The organism is Megasphaera vaginalis (ex Srinivasan et al. 2021) (genome assembly GCF_000478965.1).
Classification (GTDB): Bacteria; Bacillota; Negativicutes; order Veillonellales; family Megasphaeraceae; genus Megasphaera; species Megasphaera vaginalis.
This window is the reverse complement of sequence record NZ_AWXA01000028.1, coordinates 1-16,570: the sequence shown is the minus strand read 5'-3', so window position 1 is coordinate 16,570 and position 16,570 is coordinate 1. Positions and strand designations below refer to the sequence as shown.

Annotated in this window: 16 protein-coding genes; 15 read left to right on the top strand and 1 reads right to left on the bottom strand. The window is 50.2% G+C overall.

Features of this window, described 5'->3' with window-relative positions:
* Window positions 1-29: 29 nt before the first annotated feature.
* The 15 genes from dnaK (at window position 30) to dprA (ending at window position 15,235) form a co-directional block, all read left to right on the top strand.
* Complete coding sequence (dnaK, locus tag HMPREF1250_RS05075) at window positions 30-1,892, top strand: molecular chaperone DnaK (RefSeq protein ID WP_023053607.1); 1,863 nt, start codon at window positions 30-32, stop codon at window positions 1,890-1,892.
* Window positions 1,893-1,916: 24 nt separating this feature from the next.
* The gene (gene dnaJ, locus HMPREF1250_RS05070; protein ID WP_023053583.1) at window positions 1,917-3,176 is read left to right on the top strand and encodes a molecular chaperone DnaJ; all 1,260 of its coding nucleotides are present in this window, start codon (window positions 1,917-1,919) and stop codon (window positions 3,174-3,176) included.
* Between the two features lie 69 nt (window positions 3,177-3,245).
* Window positions 3,246-4,127, top strand: a complete 882-nt coding sequence (gene prmA / locus HMPREF1250_RS05065; RefSeq protein ID WP_023053576.1) for a 50S ribosomal protein L11 methyltransferase — start codon at window positions 3,246-3,248, stop codon at window positions 4,125-4,127.
* Entirely contained in the window at window positions 4,124-4,849 is a 726-nt protein-coding gene (locus HMPREF1250_RS05060) for an RsmE family RNA methyltransferase (RefSeq protein ID WP_023053562.1), read from the top strand. The genes prmA and HMPREF1250_RS05060 overlap by 4 nt, the downstream gene beginning before the upstream one ends.
* A gap of 1 nt (window position 4,850) precedes the next feature.
* On the top strand, window positions 4,851-6,176 hold the full coding sequence (gene mtaB / locus HMPREF1250_RS05055) for a tRNA (N(6)-L-threonylcarbamoyladenosine(37)-C(2))-methylthiotransferase MtaB (RefSeq protein WP_023053602.1): 1,326 nt from the start codon (window positions 4,851-4,853) through the stop codon (window positions 6,174-6,176).
* A 2-nt stretch (window positions 6,177-6,178) separates the two neighbouring features.
* On the top strand, window positions 6,179-6,523 hold the full coding sequence (locus HMPREF1250_RS05050; RefSeq protein ID WP_023053557.1) for a histidine triad nucleotide-binding protein: 345 nt from the start codon (window positions 6,179-6,181) through the stop codon (window positions 6,521-6,523).
* Window positions 6,524-6,525: 2 nt separating this feature from the next.
* Window positions 6,526-6,672, top strand: a complete 147-nt coding sequence (locus HMPREF1250_RS11565; RefSeq protein ID WP_023053546.1) for a hypothetical protein — start codon at window positions 6,526-6,528, stop codon at window positions 6,670-6,672.
* 165 nt (window positions 6,673-6,837) lie between these two features.
* The gene (locus HMPREF1250_RS05045) at window positions 6,838-7,812 is read left to right on the top strand and encodes an AEC family transporter (protein ID WP_023053556.1); all 975 of its coding nucleotides are present in this window, start codon (window positions 6,838-6,840) and stop codon (window positions 7,810-7,812) included.
* A 95-nt stretch (window positions 7,813-7,907) separates the two neighbouring features.
* Window positions 7,908-9,554, top strand: a complete 1,647-nt coding sequence (locus HMPREF1250_RS05040) for a malolactic enzyme (protein ID WP_231391284.1) — start codon at window positions 7,908-7,910, stop codon at window positions 9,552-9,554.
* A 201-nt stretch (window positions 9,555-9,755) separates the two neighbouring features.
* The gene (locus HMPREF1250_RS05035; protein WP_196806851.1) at window positions 9,756-10,301 is read left to right on the top strand and encodes an acyltransferase; all 546 of its coding nucleotides are present in this window, start codon (window positions 9,756-9,758) and stop codon (window positions 10,299-10,301) included.
* A gap of 256 nt (window positions 10,302-10,557) precedes the next feature.
* Window positions 10,558-11,454 (top strand): LysR family transcriptional regulator, encoded by an 897-nt coding sequence (locus tag HMPREF1250_RS12145; RefSeq protein ID WP_023053622.1) that lies wholly within the window; start codon window positions 10,558-10,560, stop codon window positions 11,452-11,454.
* Between the two features lie 166 nt (window positions 11,455-11,620).
* Window positions 11,621-11,788: a hypothetical protein gene (locus HMPREF1250_RS11560; protein ID WP_023053595.1), complete on the top strand. Its 168-nt coding sequence runs from the start codon at window positions 11,621-11,623 to the stop codon at window positions 11,786-11,788.
* Between the two features lie 439 nt (window positions 11,789-12,227).
* Window positions 12,228-12,596, top strand: coding sequence for a YraN family protein (locus HMPREF1250_RS05025; protein WP_023053573.1), 369 nt, complete (start codon window positions 12,228-12,230; stop codon window positions 12,594-12,596).
* Window positions 12,597-12,606: 10 nt separating this feature from the next.
* A complete protein-coding gene (locus tag HMPREF1250_RS05020) occupies window positions 12,607-14,124 on the top strand; it encodes a YifB family Mg chelatase-like AAA ATPase (protein WP_023053571.1) in 1,518 nt (505 codons plus the stop codon).
* A 4-nt stretch (window positions 14,125-14,128) separates the two neighbouring features.
* The gene (gene dprA / locus HMPREF1250_RS05015) at window positions 14,129-15,235 is read left to right on the top strand and encodes a DNA-processing protein DprA (protein ID WP_023053606.1); all 1,107 of its coding nucleotides are present in this window, start codon (window positions 14,129-14,131) and stop codon (window positions 15,233-15,235) included.
* 218 nt (window positions 15,236-15,453) lie between these two features.
* Here the strand turns inward: dprA and HMPREF1250_RS05010 are convergent, their stop codons facing one another.
* Entirely contained in the window at window positions 15,454-16,299 is an 846-nt protein-coding gene (locus tag HMPREF1250_RS05010; protein ID WP_023053581.1) for a formate/nitrite transporter family protein, read from the bottom strand.
* Between the last annotated feature and the right edge of the window lie 271 nt (window positions 16,300-16,570).

The following is a 16,570-nucleotide window of genomic DNA, read 5'->3' as shown; positions in this document are numbered from 1 at the left end:
GAACCGAAGGATAAGAGGAGGAATTTACAATGGCAAAGGTAATTGGGATTGATTTGGGTACGACGAATTCGGTAGTTGCTGTTATGGAAGGCGGCGAACCGACGGTTATTACCAATACGGAAGGATCGCGCCTGACACCGTCTGTCGTCGGCTTTTCAAAGACCGGTGAACGGTTGGTCGGCCAGTTGGCGAAACGGCAGGCGGTTTCCAATCCGGAAAATACAATCGCGTCCATCAAGCGCCATATGGGTGAAAGCTATACGGTAGAAGCGAACGGCAAGAAGTACACACCGCAGGAAATTTCGGCCATGGTACTGCAAAAACTGAAAGAAGATGCGGAATCTTATTTGGGAGAAAAGGTGACGCAAGCGGTTATTACCGTGCCGGCATATTTCTCCGACAGTCAGCGTCAGGCCACAAAGGATGCCGGTAAAATTGCCGGTCTTGATGTACTGCGCATCGTCAACGAACCGACGGCCGCCGCATTGGCTTACGGTCTCGATAAGGGCGGCGACGGCAAGATTCTTGTATTTGACTTGGGCGGCGGTACTTTCGACGTATCGATCCTCGAATTGGGTGACGGCGTCTTTGAAGTTAAGGCTACGAACGGCAATACCCGCCTTGGCGGCGATGATTTTGACGCTGCTGTGATGAACTGGATGGTCAGTGAATTTAAGAGTCAGACGGGCATTGATCTGTCGCAGGACAAGATGGCCGACCAGCGTCTGAAGGAAGCTGCCGAAAAGGCCAAAATCGAATTGTCCACCGTCCTTTCGACCAATATCAATCTGCCTTTCATTACAGCAGATGCTTCAGGGCCGAAGCATTTGGATCTGAATTTGACGCGCGCTAAATTTAACGAATTGACGGCCGATCTGGTGCATGCCACGATGGAACCGACTCGCAAGGCAATTGCCGATTCCGGCCTTTCCATCGATGAAATCGATAAGGTCATTCTCGTCGGCGGTTCCAGCCGTATTCCTGCTGTACAGGAAGCTATCAAATCGATTCTCGGCAAAGAACCGAATAAGGGCGTTAATCCGGACGAATGCGTCGCCGTCGGCGCCGCCATTCAGGCCGGCGTTCTCGTCGGCGATGTCAAAGATGTTCTGCTTCTCGACGTTACCCCGTTGTCTCTCGGTATCGAAACGTTGGGTGGCGTATTTACAAAAATTATTGAACGGAACACGACGATTCCGACATCGGGCAGCCAGGTCTTCTCGACGGCGGCCGACAATCAGCCGTCTGTTGACGTCCACGTCCTGCAGGGTGAACGTGAAATGGCCAGTGATAACAAGACCTTGGGACGTTTCGAGCTTTCCGGTATCCCGGCGGCGCCTCGCGGTATTCCCCGTATTGAAGTAACCTTCAATATCGATGCCAACGGTATTGTCAACGTTTCCGCCAAAGACCTCGGCACGGGCAAGGAACAGAAGATTACCATCACTTCTTCTTCGGGCTTGGATCAGAGTGAAATCGACCGTATGGTCAAGGAAGCCGCAGCTCATGAAGCGGAAGACAAGAAGCGGAAAGAAGGCATTGAAGCTAAGAATAACGCCGACTCTCTGATCTATCAGGCGGAAAAGACGATCAAGGATTTCGGCGATAAAGCCGATCAAGGTAAGGTTTCTGAAATAAAGGATAAGATTGCCGCCTTGAAGGAAGCTATAAAAGCCGATGATGTCGATAAAATTAAAGCGGCCTCCGAAGCCTTGACGAAACCTCTCTACGACCTGACCAGTGAAATGTATAAACAATCTGAAGGCGCGCAGCAGCAAGCACAGCAGGCGCAACAGGCGGCCGGCAATGCCGCCGACGAACAGCAGACGCAGCAAGGCGGCGAAAAAGTAGTTGATGCCGATTATAAAGTCGTCGACGATGATCAGAAATAATAATGATGTAAGAGGGGTTGTCCAATGAGCAAAAGAGATTATTATGAAGTTCTCGGCGTACCGAAAGATGCCAGCGATGCCGATATCAAAAAGGCTTTCCGAAAGTTGGCCATCAAATATCATCCTGATAAGAACCGGGACGACCCTAAAGCGGCGGAAGAAAAATTTAAAGAAGTCAATGAGGCTTACAGTGTGTTGTCCGATCAGGAAAAGCGGGCCCAATACGATCAATTCGGTATGGACGCTTTTCAAAACGGCGCTGCCGGCGGCTTCGGGCAAGGCGGTTTTGGCGGGTTCGGGCAAGGCGGCTTCGGCGGCTTCAGTCAAGGCGACTTCGGCGGCTTCGGCGATATTTTCGATTCTTTCTTTGGCGGTCAGGGGCGGCGGCAATCCAATGGCCCGCAGCGAGGCGCCGATCTGCGCTTTGACGTAGATATATCGTTCCGTCAGGCGGCTTTCGGTACGGAGATGGAGATCCAAGTTCCGAAAGAGGATACGTGTGATCATTGTCACGGCAGCGGCGCCGAACCGGGAAGCAAGGTGGAAACCTGCCCCGTCTGCCATGGCACGGGCCAGGAACGGGTCGTACAGAATACGCCGTTCGGCCAGATGGTCAATGTCCGTACGTGTTCTCACTGTGGCGGCAGCGGTAAAATCATTCATGACAAGTGCAAAATGTGCCACGGCACGGGAACAGTCAAGATTCGCAAGAAATTGAAGATCAAGATCCCTGCCGGCGTTGATGACGGAGCCCGTCTTCGCGTTGCCGGCGAAGGGGAGCCGGGGACGCGCGGCGGCAGTCATGGTGATTTGTATGTATATATTTTTGTCCGCAAAGATGCAGCTTTCGTGCGGCGCGGCAATGATGTGCTGTCCGAAGAAACGGTTACCTTTGCACAAGCCGCGTTGGGGACGACGATCCGTGTCGATACCATTGACGGCAAGATCGATTTGAAAATTCCTGCAGGTACGCAGACCGGTACGCTTTTCCGAATCAAAGGGCATGGCGTCCCGTACCTGGGTGTAAAGGAACGGCGCGGCGATCACCATGTTCGCATTACGGTAGAAACGCCGAAGCGGCTTAATGACAGGCAACGCGAGCTCTTGAAGCAGTTTGCCGCCGCTTGCGGAGAAACGTGGCTGGATAATGGAGATAAGCCGAAACGAAGCAGTAAGAACGATGCGAAGGACGAAAGGAAAGAAAAAAAGGAAAGCTTCTGGGATAAGTTGAAGAAAGCCATCCGTACGTGGATGGGCCGTCCGAAAATAGTTCCTGGAATGTAATATACATGGTATACTGATGCTGCAGGCCGACAGGTTCTGCAGCATCTTTTACTGCAAGGAGAATTTTCTATGAAGTGGAATGAAATACATCTCATAGCCGACAGACGGGCAGCGGATCTCATTGCCGTGGTCTTGGACGAATGTGGCGGCAGCGGCTGCGTTTTTGACGAAGACGGGCGGGTATCTCCGACTGTCGGGATAACGGCATATTTTGCTGATGGCGATGTGGCGGCACTGCAGCAGTTGCGGCAGCGTTTGCATGGGATTGAGGCGATTAATCCGCACTGGCATCGTTTTCAACTTACGGCGCAGATTGTCGACGACAAAGACTGGTTGTATCGTTGGCAAGCGTATTTTGAGGCAACGCAGATATCCGATCATTTCTGGTGCGTGCCCGCCTGGGAATCCGTCAACCTGCCTGCAGGAGAAGAGGCGATATGCATTGATCCCGGCTTGGCTTTCGGCAGCGGGCTTCATGCTACGACGGCGCTTTGCGTACGATTTCTTGAAGAGGTAGTCAACGGTGGCGACCTGGTCTTTGACATCGGAACAGGTACCGGTATTTTGGCTATCGCCGCCGCCAAATTGGGCGCCGCTCATGTAGCTGCAATTGATCTTGACGAACAGGCTGTGGCGCAGGCTGTCGTCAATATCGGGTTAAACGACGTTTCGCCCGTTGCGGAAGCGTCAACCGGCGATTTACTGTCGACTATCCCGGCTGACGGCATGAAGGCTGACGTCATTGTTGCCAATTTGGTGACCGATGCCGTTTTGCGTCTTCTGCCGACTGTCGGCGTCTATATGAAAGACGGTGCTTATCTGATTGTCAGCGGCATTATCGATGAGCGTATTGACGAGGTGAAGGCTGCGGCTGCGACTGCATCCCTGGCGTGGTGCCGTGCAGAATTGAGCGACGGCTGGTATGCCGTCTTATTGAGGAGAAGGAAATGAGACGTATATTTATCAATCATCCGATTACCGATACATTTTCCTTGTCGGCAGAAGATACGCACCATGCGATGACCGTGTTGCGTCATGAACTCGGCGATATTCTTGAAGTGGCCGACAGTACCGGCGCCGTGTTCGCCTGCGTTATTGCCGCTTGGGACGGGAGCCTTGCGCAAATGAAGATGCAGAAACAGATTGCAGCCCCCAGACGGCAGGACGGAAAGATTATCGTTGCTACCGCCATTTTAAAAAATGATAAATTCGACTGGCTGGTACAAAAAGCATCGGAACTGGGTGCAGATACGGTGATTCCTGTACAAATGGAGCATTGTGTAGTAAAATTAAGCGAAAACCGCCGGCACGACCGTGTCGTGAGGTGGCAGCGCATCGCCTTAGAAGGGGCAAAACAGTGCGGCAGAACGGATGTGCCCGTTGTCGGCTCGGTGTTGACGTTGCAGGAGTTGGTAAGACAGTACGGCGCGGCTTCTTTTGTTGTGCCGTACGAAAAAGAAGTCCTGCCTTTTAAAACGGTCTGCAATCTTGTCAAAACCGGTGATGTCGTCATTTGTATCGGACCGGAAGGCGGCTTTTCGCCATCTGAAATTTCCTTGCTCCATACAGCGCCGCATTGCTATACCGTTTCTTTAGGGCCGCGGATATTGCGGGCGGAAACAGCGGCGCTGACAGCGGTTTCCATTATTATGTATGAAAGAGGATTTACGTAAAATGCCATCAATTGCCTTTGCTACTTTGGGGTGCAGAGTAAATCAATATGATACGGACAGCATGAGAGGATTGTTTCTTTCGAAGGGATTTCAGGAAGCGGCGTTTCATGATGTTGCCGATGTATATGTTATCAACACTTGTTCCGTCACGCAGATGGGAGAAAAAAAATCGCGGCAAATGATTCGTCGCGCCAAAAAGCTCAATCGGGCGGCGCTTATCGTCGTGACCGGCTGTTATGCTCAGCTGAGCCCCGACGTGTTGGCGGCAATGCCTGACGTTGACGCCGTTGTCGGTACCAATGAAAAGAAAGAGATCGTTCGCATCGTCGATTCTCTGTTGGAGCGGCGTTCAGGAGCTGCTGTAAGGGCAGTTCACAATATTATGGGGGCGGCAGGACGTGACGTTTTCGAAGAAATTCCTTTATATCCGTCGGCAGTAGCGCATACGCGGGCTGATTTGAAGATACAGGAAGGATGTAATAATTTCTGTACCTACTGCATTATTCCGTACACGCGGGGAAGCTTGAAATCGCGTCAGCCTGATGCGGTTATTGCCGAAGCCAAACGATTGACGGCGTTCGGGTTTAGGGAATTGGTCTTGACCGGGATCCACCTCGGCGCTTACGGTATCGATTTGCCGGCGCGGCCGACGCTGGCGCTCATCTTGCGGCGGCTCTTGGAAGAAACGGATGTTGCCAGGATACGCATGGGATCGATCGAGTCTGTGGAAATCCGTGACGACCTGATCGACGTGATGAACTCGTCCGAGCGTATTTGTCCTCATCTTCATTTGCCCCTTCAGTCGGGATCGGATACGATTTTGCGGGCCATGGGCCGTCACTACACAAAAAACGGATATATTGCGCTTATCGAAGGGCTGCAAGATCGGATCGGCGGACTGACCGTTTCAACAGATCTGATTCTCGGATTTCCCGGCGAAACGGAGGCGCTTTTTGCCGAGACGTTGGAAACATTGGGGCGTCTGCATTTTTCCCATATTCATGCGTTTCCGTATTCGCAGCGGCAGGGAACGCCGGCGGCGGATATGCCGAATCAGGTGGAAAATGCCGTGAAAAAAAGGCGCGTTGAGATCGTAAACGCATTGTCGCGGCGCCAAAAAGCGGCATTGTTACAGAAGCTGGTCGGCCGGGAGGTACAGGTGCTGATCGAAAAGCAGTCAGGGAATTGGGGAGAAGGGTTTTCCGAGCAGTATGAGCGTGTGCAACTGACGAATTTACGTACCGATGTGCAGGGGACGGTCGTTCCCGTAATTCTTACGGGCGTGGAAAAGGATATATTATCAGGCATTATAAAGGAGGAAAGATAGTTATGGAAGATTGTTTGTTCTGTAAAATCAGTAAAGGGGAAATTCCCAGCACGAAAGTTTATGAAGACGATGATTTCTTTGCTTTCAAGGATATTGCCCCGGTGGCGCCGGTACATGTCCTCGTTATTCCCAAAAAGCATGTGCAAAGTATAGCGGCGTTGACGGAAGCGGATGCCGCTGTTGCGGGAAAAATGCTTTTCGCTATTCAAAAAGTCGCATCCTTGCTAGGATTGGCGGAAGACGGCTACCGCGTCATTTTCAATACCGGTGAAAAGGCCGGGCAAACAGTCCGGCATCTTCATGCCCATATCCTGGGCGGCAAAGAAATGGCGTGGCCAGGCGTATAACGATGGAAAATGACAGACGAGAGGAGACGGTGAAAGGGCATCCGAAGGGGAAGAAAATCTCTTTTTTTATTACGACGGGAACGTTGATTCGGATCGTCTCCATCATCTTGCTGCTTCTCCTTATATATTTCATGATTTATAAACTGTAAAATAAATGTCTCTCGCCGGCGTGAGAGACATTTATTTTGCGTTACCAAGGGGATTTGGAAGGAGGCGCGAACTGTTTCGATATGGAGTTTACAACTTGCGGAAAAACGCCTATGATAAACAATAATGGGGTTACAGGTGAATGCTAAGGATGAGGGGATGTATAAATGGTCTTTTTCTATATTCTTGAATATACGATGTTACCGTTGTTTCTGTTGGTTTTAATCGGTTTTTTAGTGGATAGAAAGTACCATATTGCCGTCAAATCCATATCTAAGCTGCTCTTTTATCTGATCATTCCGTGTTTCGTTTTTACGAATATATATAAAACCGATTTTCCCACGACGAGTCCGCGGATCATTGGCTGCGTTTTTCTCCTGTTGCTGTTATCGCTGTTCATTGCCGACGGCGTCAGCAAATGGCGCCATTATGATGAAGGGATGCTGCAATCGTGCCGCAACGCATTCATGTTTAACAATACGGGCAATCTGGGCGTGGCGCTGATCGTTCTGGTTTTTTCTCACGAACCCTTTGTTGTCAACGGCGATACGCCCTATTTGTCTGAAGCGCTTGTCATTTGGATCATCATCTTCGTCATCCAAAGCGTGGGATTGAATACGTTGGGACTGTATCAGGCCGGACGCGGACGGCTTTCCGCCAGAGATGCATTGCGAGCAACGTTACGACTACCGATGCTTTATGTCTTTGCCGCAGCCGTTTTTTGTCGACTGTTCAATATTCCGGCAGACCGCTTTTCTTTCTGGCCGATTATGCAGATGGCCGGCGGTGCGATTACGCCTGTTGCCATGTTCGCCGTTGGCGTACAGATTTCACAGACAAAAATAAAATGGCTTGATCCCGATGTTTGGATCGTAAGTTTGTTGAAATTTTTCCTGGTGCCTCTTGTCGGACTCGGCATCATTTTTGGGGCCAATTGGCTGCTGCCGGGAACCTTTACTGCCGTCGGCGCTCTCGTTTTTCTGATTTACTGCGCCGTTCCGACGGCCGTTAATACGGCAATGTATGCGATGGAATTTGATAATTATCCTGATTATGCTACGCAAGTCGTCATGAATACAACGGCTATGAGCGCATTTTCTCTGACCTTGGTTATTTTTATCGGCCATCTCATTTTTGTTTGAACAGTTCTTTCTTTGCAGGAAAGGGATTCTCTTCGCAAGAAGACAGCCTTGTGGAGCGCGAAGAATTTCGCAGCTATTCGTAACTATAGGAGGGTATGATGAGGAAAAAAGGGTACGAATTATTGAATGATCCCTTTTTAAATAAGGGAACGGCTTTTACGGAAGAAGAACGACATGCGTACGGGCTTGTCGGCATTTTGCCGCCGACGGTCCAGACTTTGGCCGAACAAGAAAAGCAGGCTTATGATAATGTCCTGATGAAACCCGATAGGAGTGAAAAGAGACATTATCTGATGAATCTATTCAGTCGTAACAGGACGCTGTTCTATGCCCTGTTCAGCCATCATCTGGAAGAGTTCCTGCCGATCGTTTATGATCCGGGCATTGCCGAAAGCATTCGCAACTACAGCGAATTTTTTATTACACCGCAGAATGCGGCTTATTTGACGATCAAGCATCCTGAACAAATTGAAGAAGCGTTGTGTAATGCGGCTGACGGCAGAGTTATCGACTTGATTGTCGTTACCGACGCGGAAGCGATTCTCGGCATTGGCGACTGGGGGACAAACGGTGTCAGCATTTCTACCGGCAAACTCATGGTTTATACGGCCGCTGCCGGACTTGATCCTTCTCGGGTCCTTCCGGTCGTTATCGATGCCGGGACGAATCGGCAAAGTCTGATCGATAATCCGCTTTACCTGGGGCTGCACGAACGTCGCGTGAAAGGAGCGGCCTATGATGCGTTTATCCACACCTTCGTTGAAACGGCGGAACGAATCTTCCCGCATCTCTATCTTCATTTCGAAGATTTCGGCAGAGATCATGCCGCCAAGATCCTTTATCAGTACAAAGGACGATATGCCGTTTTTAATGATGATATCGAAGGTACCGGGATCGTCACTTTAGCCGGTATTTTGGGCGCACTCCGTGTTTCCCGGCAAACGCTGGCGGCCCAACGGTATTTGTGTTTCGGCGCCGGTACGGCTGGCTGCGGCATTGTCAAGCGTATTTGCCAGGAAATGTGTGCGCAGGGACTTGGTGAAGAGGAAGCAAAAAAGCGCTTCTATCTCGTTGACCGGCAGGGGCTTTTATTTGAAGATATGGCTGACTTGACGCCGGAACAACGGCTTTTTGCAAGGCGGCGTGATGAATTTCTCCATTCCGATGAGATAACGGATCTGGCTGCGGCAGTGCGAGCTGTTCAGCCGACGATTCTGGTCGGTACTTCGACACAAGGCGGCGCCTTTACGGAAGGTATTGTCAGAGAAATGGCTTCTTATGCGGAACGGCCTATTATCTTCCCTCTGAGCAATCCGACGGAGCTGGCTGAAGCCAAGGCTGCCGATCTGCTTGCCTGGACGCAGGGGAGGGCGTTGGTTGCCACCGGCGTGCCGACGCCGCCGGTCCGTTATCAAGGAATAACGTATACAATTGGACAGGCGAATAATGCCTTAATTTATCCCGGGCTCGGGCTTGGTGTTATTGCCGCGCGAGCGCGGCTGCTGACGGACCGGATGATCTCCGCCGCGGCTCATTCTCTGGGCGGTATCGTCGATCCGGCAGCCGCAGGGGCTGCTGTGTTGCCGCCTGTGTCCAAGTTGCACTCGTTTTCTGAAACGATTGCGCGCAATGTTGTGGCCGCAGCAGGTGAGGAAGGGGTCAATACCGTCGATGTGACGGATCCCGACGATTGCATTGGCAAGGTGAAATGGCTTCCGACGTATAAAGAGATGACGAAATAACGTGTGCCGTGAGCGTGGGGCCCGTCATCACGGCTCCCGGTGATGGATAGGGACGATGCCTGTTGTATCGTCGAAGTGCACCATGCTTTTCCTGTATGCGTTTACATCTGCTGCTAAGTATTGGCTGGATTCGAAATTATATGCCATAATGAACGGCATGTAGTAAGGATTATCATACTTGAAAGGCACGGGATGGGAGAAATGAAATGTACCGGATTAAACGTCGACATGAGGAACTACACGACAGATGAAAAAGAAGAACGGAAACGAGAGGAACAGCAGTTGTTTTCTCTGAATCATACGATGCCCTTAACGGCTGCGTATGACGGGTTGCTGCAGCAATTGTTTGGGAACAGATTGGGCGAGGGAAGTCGTCTTGTCGCTCCTCTGCATGGCACGGCATTGCACAAGATGCGTATTGGAAAGGGCGTGTATATCAACAGTAACCTCCTGGCCATGGCAAGAGGCGGAATCACGATTGAAGACGATGTCCTGATTGCTGCAAACGTTCAGTTGCTTTCCAATAATCATGATGCATATGAACGTCAAGTGTTGGTTTGTAAACCGATCGTAATCAGAGAAGGCGCTTGGATCGGGGCAGGTGCCACCATTTTGCCGGGCACATGTGTCGGCCGGCATGCAGTCATTGGTGCTGCTTCCGTAGTTACTGCCGATATTCCCGATTACGCTGTTGCTGTAGGGAATCCGGCGACGGTTATCCGATTTTTGGACTCCCGTAAATTTTAAGGAGAATAAAAAACCGACTCGAGTGATTGAGTCGTTTTTTTTGTAGTCGCTTACGTCTTCTTAAAAAGCGACGGTTAGTGCTGTCGTTTTTCCTTGCGTTTGGGTTGTGTGCTCTTATGTTATGCCCGTTGCCGGGAAAATGCGAAATGCAGAGAAAATTTTCCCGGCAACGTTGGACAAGGCGAAGTAGGTGTGATACGGTATATCATAAGAGAGAACAGTTGATAAAGGACGTGTTCAGATATGGAGGGGACTAATGGAGCTTCGTGTATTGCAGTATTTTCTGACCGTAGCCAGAGAAGAAACGATTACTAAAGCCGCCGATGCTTTACATATTACACAACCGACGTTGTCCAGACAATTGAGTCAGTTGGAAGAAGAGTTGGGCGTTGTTTTGTTCAGCCGCGGCAAACGCAAAATAACCTTGACGGAAGAAGGCATTTTGCTACAGCAGCGGGCGAAGGAAATAACGGAGTTAATTGAGAAGACGGAACGGGAATTGACAGAACAGGATTCGCTGATCAATGGAACGATTACATTTGGCTGCGGTATTTTTAAATCGTGTGAATACTTTGTGCAGCTTATTCAGTCGTTCCGCACAGTATATCCGCACGTAACATTTGATTTCTATACAGCTAATGCCGATGTCGTGGAAAAGCGGATGGAGCAGGGCCTAACCGATATCGGTCTCTTGATGGAACCGATTGATGTCGAACTGTTTAATTACATTCGCATGCCTGAAGCAGATCGGTGGGTTGTGTTTATGCGCCGGGATGATCCTTTAGCCGCCAAGGCGAATATCTGTGTAGATGATCTGATCGGTCCCATACCCCTTGCTGTTCCACGGCGGCTGAAGGTGCAGGGAGAGTTGATGAACTGGTTCGGCAATAAAATCAATGAAATGAATATTGTCTTTACCAATAACTTTCAGATGATCAGTATGATCATGGTAAAACGACATATGTGCCGTTCCATTTCCATCGAAGGCGCCGTCCCGTATTTGGACAATCAGCTGTTTTGCAGTCGGCCCTTATCTCCAATGTTGGAACAACGGAGTGTGCTGGCCTGGAAGAGGAGGCAGAAATTCAGTATTACGACAAAAAAATTTATCGACTTCGTACAAAACTGTACAGCGAATGATAAAGAGAGATAACAAATGAAACTGCGTCGTACGCCGCATCGGCCGGACGCGGTTTTTTTATGCTTTGAACGTATACTTTATCGAAAACAAAGAGCATTGGTAATGATAAAAAAGCTGTGTCATAATTTGATTGTAAGGATAATGAAGGATAAGCATTGGTTTTCAGAAAGGAGTTTATATGAAACGATTTGGGATTTCGCTTTTCATTATGACCGGATTTATCACTGTTTTAGTGAGCAATATCATCTTGACGGATTTGGTACGGGGAACATTGTTGCAAGGTTTTTTCTATGATTTGATGATGGCCGGTGCGGCTTCGGAATCGTGTCTCTTATCCGGAATATGAAAAAGCATCTCTCGATGGCGACAAAGCTGTAAAAACATAGACACGGAGGAATCGTTTATTGTGATCAGAAGCGGCGGAGAGCACGAAAAATAAAGGATGAAGCAGTAAAGCGAAGACTGCTTTCAGCAAGGATAAAATCGTCATTTTGCCAAAATTGAATGCAAATTTATCTTTATAAAAGGTTGCAAGAGAATAACGACCTTTCGTTATTCTCTTGCAACCTTTTTTTTGAGTTCGTTAAGGCGTTGGGGAGGACGGAAATGGACGTCGTTCCTTCGAAAACGTGTATCGATATTTTGTTGCATGGGGCATTAAAATATGCGTCGCGAATGGCGTATTTATCAGAAAAACTTGCGTTTCTCATCAAATTTTAATCGAATTCTAATCTTATTCTCATTTTCGTTTGCTATAGTAGGGATAAAAAGGAAGGAGTGGAGGAATGGATACTGACAAAGTGTGGGGGAAATCGGGAGAAGATCTGGCTGCCGCTTATTTACAAGAGAAAAAAAGATATCGGCTATTGACACGAAATTTTCGCTGCGCCTGCGGTGAAATTGACATTATTGCCAAGGATGGGGAAACCGTAGTTTTTGTTGAAGTAAAATCACGGCGGTCCTTGTCTTATGGCCGACCTTGCGAAGCCGTCAGCCGACGTAAACAGGCAAAGCTGCGGTATACGGCGGAAGCGTATCTGGCGGCGCGCGGTATGTGGCAGAGTCCCTGCCGCTTTGATGTCATCGAGGTTTTCGCTCATCCGCCGCGACAGCCTTTGGTTCATCATGTGGTGAATGCGTTTTGGATAGAGTAGGAGGCGAATGATGTTTGCAAGAATTTACGGGGCTACCGTATTCGGTCTTCACGGCAATATCATTACCGTTGAAACGGATATAGCCAATGGACTGCCTGCCTTTGAAATCGTCGGCTTGGCGGCGACGTCGGTAAAGGAGTCGAAAGAACGCGTGCGGGCTGCCGTCAAAAACAGCGGTTACGAGTTTCCCATGCGTCGCATTACCGTCAACTTAGCACCTGCCGATCTGAAAAAGGACAGTGCCGGTCTTGACCTGGCTATTGCTGCCGGCATCATGGTATCGAGCGGGCAAGTGTTGCCGGAGTCTTGTGCTAAAATGGTCTTTATCGGTGAATTGGCTCTTGATGGAACGATACGGCCGGTTTCCGGCATTCTTTCCATGGTACTCCAAGCTGCCGAAGCGGGATTTGAGCGGGTCCTGATCAGTGAGAAAAATGTGGCGGAATCCCTTCTCTGCGATGCTGTGGAAGTCTATGGCGTCGAGACGCTGAGTCAGGTCGTACGGCATTTGGCGAAAGTGCGGGAAGTGCCGCGCCGTCACCGGCAGCAAAGTGAGCGGAAAAAAGCGGCTTACTCCGTCGACTTTGCGGAAGTACAAGGACAGTTTGTGGCGAAACGGGCCTTGGAGATAGCTGCGGCAGGCGGCCACAATGCGCTTATGGTAGGGCCTCCGGGAGCGGGGAAAACCATGCTGGCAAAGCGACTGCCGACGATTCTGCCGCCAATGAATCTGCGGGAATCGTTGGAAGTGACGAAGATATACAGTGTTGCCGGGTTGTTTAAGGAAAATGAGCGGATTTCGGAGAGACCTTTTCGCAGTCCCCACCACACGATCTCTCCGGCGGGGCTGGTCGGCGGCGGTACGATTCCCAAGCCGGGGGAAGTGACGCTCAGCCATAACGGCGTTCTTTTCCTCGATGAATTCCCCGAATTTCCGCGACATGTTTTGGAAGTGCTGCGGCAGCCATTGGAAGACGGCATCGTCAATTTATCGCGTGTCAACGCTACTTTGACCTATCCGGCCCGGTTTATGCTGATCGCCGCCATGAATCCCTGCCCGTGCGGCTATTTGAACGATAAGGACCATGCTTGTTCCTGTACATCTGGTGAGATCAGACGGTACATTCGAAAAATATCGGGCCCCTTGTTGGATCGCATCGATCTGCATGTTCGCATTGAGCGGCCGAAATATGCGGAGCTAAAGACCGAGTTGCCGCAAGAAGCGTCGGAAGATATTCGCGATCGCGTTATTACCGCTCGCCGGGTACAGGAAGAGCGGCTGAAATCATACGGCATATCCTGCAACGCCCATATGGGTCACCGGGAAATCAAGGATACGTGCCCATTGGCGGGAAAAGCGGAAAAACTGCTGTCCGACGTGTTCGAAAAGCTGAAACTGAGTCCGCGCAGTTACGACAGACTGATCAAAGTATCCCGTACCATCGCGGATCTTCATGAGCGGGAAATTATCAGCGAAGAGGACATTGCCGAAGCGGTAAGTTATCGTGATACGCTGCAGAGGATGTGAAACCGTGGCACCGTGTGCAGAGGAAGACAAAATCTATCTGGCAGCACTGCTCTCCGTACCGCAGCTGGGCGGCAAACGGCTACTGCAGCTGCTGCGCCGTTTTGGCTCTTTGGCGCAGATATGGCAGGCCGACGGTTCGATAATCAGGAAAACAAAAATTTTGCCGCCGAAAGCTGCCGATTCTCTGCAGGCAATGCGCGCTTCCTTTGCGAAGGAAACATTTCAGGAAAAATTGGAGACTGCCGGAGCCAAGCTGATTACCCTTTGGGATGAAGCCTATCCGGTCTTGCTCAAAGAGACGTATAATCCGCCGCTCCTTCTTTATTGCCAAGGGCATTTGCCCAAAACGGACCGAATCGTGGCTTTCGTCGGCGCCCGCAAAGCGACGCCGTACGGACTGAATACGGCGCAAACGCTGGCGGAGCAGTTGGGGCGAAGCGGCGTTGTAATCGTCAGCGGCGGCGCCAGAGGAATTGATACCAAGGCGCATATCGGAGCGATGAAGGGCAAGGGACAGACCGTCGTCGTTACGGCCAACGGCCTGGATCGCTGTTACCCGCCGGAAAATAAGCGCCTTTTTGCCGATATACTGGCACAAGGCGGCGCCGTTATCAGCGAATACACGTTTGGTATGGAACCGTTGGCTCAAAACTTTCCCGCTCGCAACCGTATTATTGCCGGATTGTCGCGCGGTGTCGCCGTCATTGAAGCCGATCTTCGCAGCGGCTCGCTGATTACGGCGGATTTCGCGCTGGAAGAAGGGCGTGATGTTTTCGCCGTACCCGGCAGTATTTACTCACAAATGAGTAAGGGAACGAATCAACTGTTGCGCAAAGGGGCGATCGCTTTGACGGCCGGGCAGGATATTCTGGCTGAATACGGATGGGATAGTGTGCGTTCTGAGACGCGCAGCATGCAGGCGTCTCTTACCTCTGCAGAGCAGGCGCTACTGGAGAAGATACGGCCCGACGAGAGCGTTACGGCGGAACAGTTGGCGGCGGAAACGTCATTACCCGTTCCCGAATTAATGCGGCTGCTGTTGCAGTTGCAAATGAAGAATGTCGTAGAGGAAATTGCCGGCAGTGACTATATTCGTAAAGAGACGGTCTGATGACGGAAGGAGCGATCCGAGTGGTACCATGACGGCTGTCCTGTAGTGACGGAAGGCATGATAAACGGCTGTGCCGCCGTCGACGACAGGAAAATCTGTTTTTCTTTAGTCGTTTTGTTGACGCATCGGTATTTTTTTTGAAAATTGTGATTAATGAATAAAAAGCCGTTACGCGCCATTATCGGCGGTAACGGCCCTGACAGGAGAATATCCGGCAGCTATGACCGTATTTCTTTACTGATCTGGCCATAGATTAACAAGGTGAATACAACTGTGCCGCCGAGAATATTTCCCAATCCTGTAGGGAGAAGGAAGCGGAAGAGACCGTCACATAAGGTGGCTTGCCCGAGAAAGATTTCATAAGCCATCTCACAGGAGCCGACGATAACGTGCGCAAAGCCGCCCAGTGAAATGAAGTAGATGAAAAACATGATCATGAAAAGGCTGAAATGACCGGCTTGCGGCATGGCCCAGACGATGGCGGCAATGAGAATACCGGCAGGAATGCCGCGGATGATATTATCCGGAGCCGGAGCGGACATTATGTGTGACGCCACGGCATGAAGGGCTGCCGCGAGATCCGGCGACACGGCGTAATGCGTGGTCAGGAAGTAGGCGGCAAGGGCCGTCCCGAGAACATTGAAGAGGAAGACGATCGTCCAAAGGCGTAAAACCTGCAGCAGACGAGACCAGGACCATTCGCTTAACAGCGGGACCATCGTTGTGATCGGGTTTTCTGTAAACAGCTGCATGCGCCCTAAAATGACGATGATAAAGCCGACGGTGTAACCGAAGCTAGTTACGACAGTATGTGTAGTATACATATAAAAAACGGAACGAAAGAAAAAAGAAAAGGAAACGAAAATACCGGCAGCCAACGCCGAAAAGGCAAGGGACTGCAGCGAACGCGTCAATTCTTCTTCTCCTTCTTGACGGATAATTTTGAAGAGAATTTGCGACGATAATCGCTTGTGTTCTTCCAAAATCACCTGTTCTTCCGGCGACAGCTGAGAAACGAATTCGGCAGAATGGGAACTTTGATTTGATGACTGTATCGTATTCATCGGATAAACCTCCTTTATCGCAGTTAGAGAATATTAGGTAATACAAAGTTATACTATAAATTCAGGTCTTATAGTATGACGATAGGGTAAAAAACAGTATAAAATGAATTGCGCCGTCAACTGTCGCGGCAAAGGCGTTAACGGGATAAAATTTCTGTACGACAGGTGTCTATTCGGTAAATAAGCGAGTGGCTGTCAATAAAGAGACGAAGCGGCTATACCACTTTGTCACGATGGAGCTGTTTGCTTTCAGAAATGACAACCAATAAAA

Bases quoted from the DNA above. Each gene is read 5' to 3' on its own strand.
- dnaK (WP_023053607.1), top strand. From the start codon at position 30: ATGGCAAAGGTAATTGGGATTGATTTGGGTACGACGAATTCGGTAGTT.
- dnaJ (WP_023053583.1), top strand. From the start codon at position 1,917: ATGAGCAAAAGAGATTATTATGAAGTTCTCGGCGTACCGAAAGATGCC.
- prmA (WP_023053576.1), top strand. From the start codon at position 3,246: ATGAAGTGGAATGAAATACATCTCATAGCCGACAGACGGGCAGCGGAT.
- HMPREF1250_RS05060 (WP_023053562.1), top strand. From the start codon at position 4,124: ATGAGACGTATATTTATCAATCATCCGATTACCGATACATTTTCCTTG.
- mtaB (WP_023053602.1), top strand. From the start codon at position 4,851: ATGCCATCAATTGCCTTTGCTACTTTGGGGTGCAGAGTAAATCAATAT.
- HMPREF1250_RS05050 (WP_023053557.1), top strand. From the start codon at position 6,179: ATGGAAGATTGTTTGTTCTGTAAAATCAGTAAAGGGGAAATTCCCAGC.
- HMPREF1250_RS11565 (WP_023053546.1), top strand. From the start codon at position 6,526: ATGGAAAATGACAGACGAGAGGAGACGGTGAAAGGGCATCCGAAGGGG.
- HMPREF1250_RS05045 (WP_023053556.1), top strand. From the start codon at position 6,838: ATGGTCTTTTTCTATATTCTTGAATATACGATGTTACCGTTGTTTCTG.
- HMPREF1250_RS05040 (WP_231391284.1), top strand. From the start codon at position 7,908: ATGATGAGGAAAAAAGGGTACGAATTATTGAATGATCCCTTTTTAAAT.
- HMPREF1250_RS05035 (WP_196806851.1), top strand. From the start codon at position 9,756: ATGAAATGTACCGGATTAAACGTCGACATGAGGAACTACACGACAGAT.
- HMPREF1250_RS12145 (WP_023053622.1), top strand. From the start codon at position 10,558: ATGGAGCTTCGTGTATTGCAGTATTTTCTGACCGTAGCCAGAGAAGAA.
- HMPREF1250_RS11560 (WP_023053595.1), top strand. From the start codon at position 11,621: ATGAAACGATTTGGGATTTCGCTTTTCATTATGACCGGATTTATCACT.
- HMPREF1250_RS05025 (WP_023053573.1), top strand. From the start codon at position 12,228: ATGGATACTGACAAAGTGTGGGGGAAATCGGGAGAAGATCTGGCTGCC.
- HMPREF1250_RS05020 (WP_023053571.1), top strand. From the start codon at position 12,607: ATGTTTGCAAGAATTTACGGGGCTACCGTATTCGGTCTTCACGGCAAT.
- HMPREF1250_RS05010 (WP_023053581.1), bottom strand. From the start codon at position 16,299: ATGAATACGATACAGTCATCAAATCAAAGTTCCCATTCTGCCGAATTC.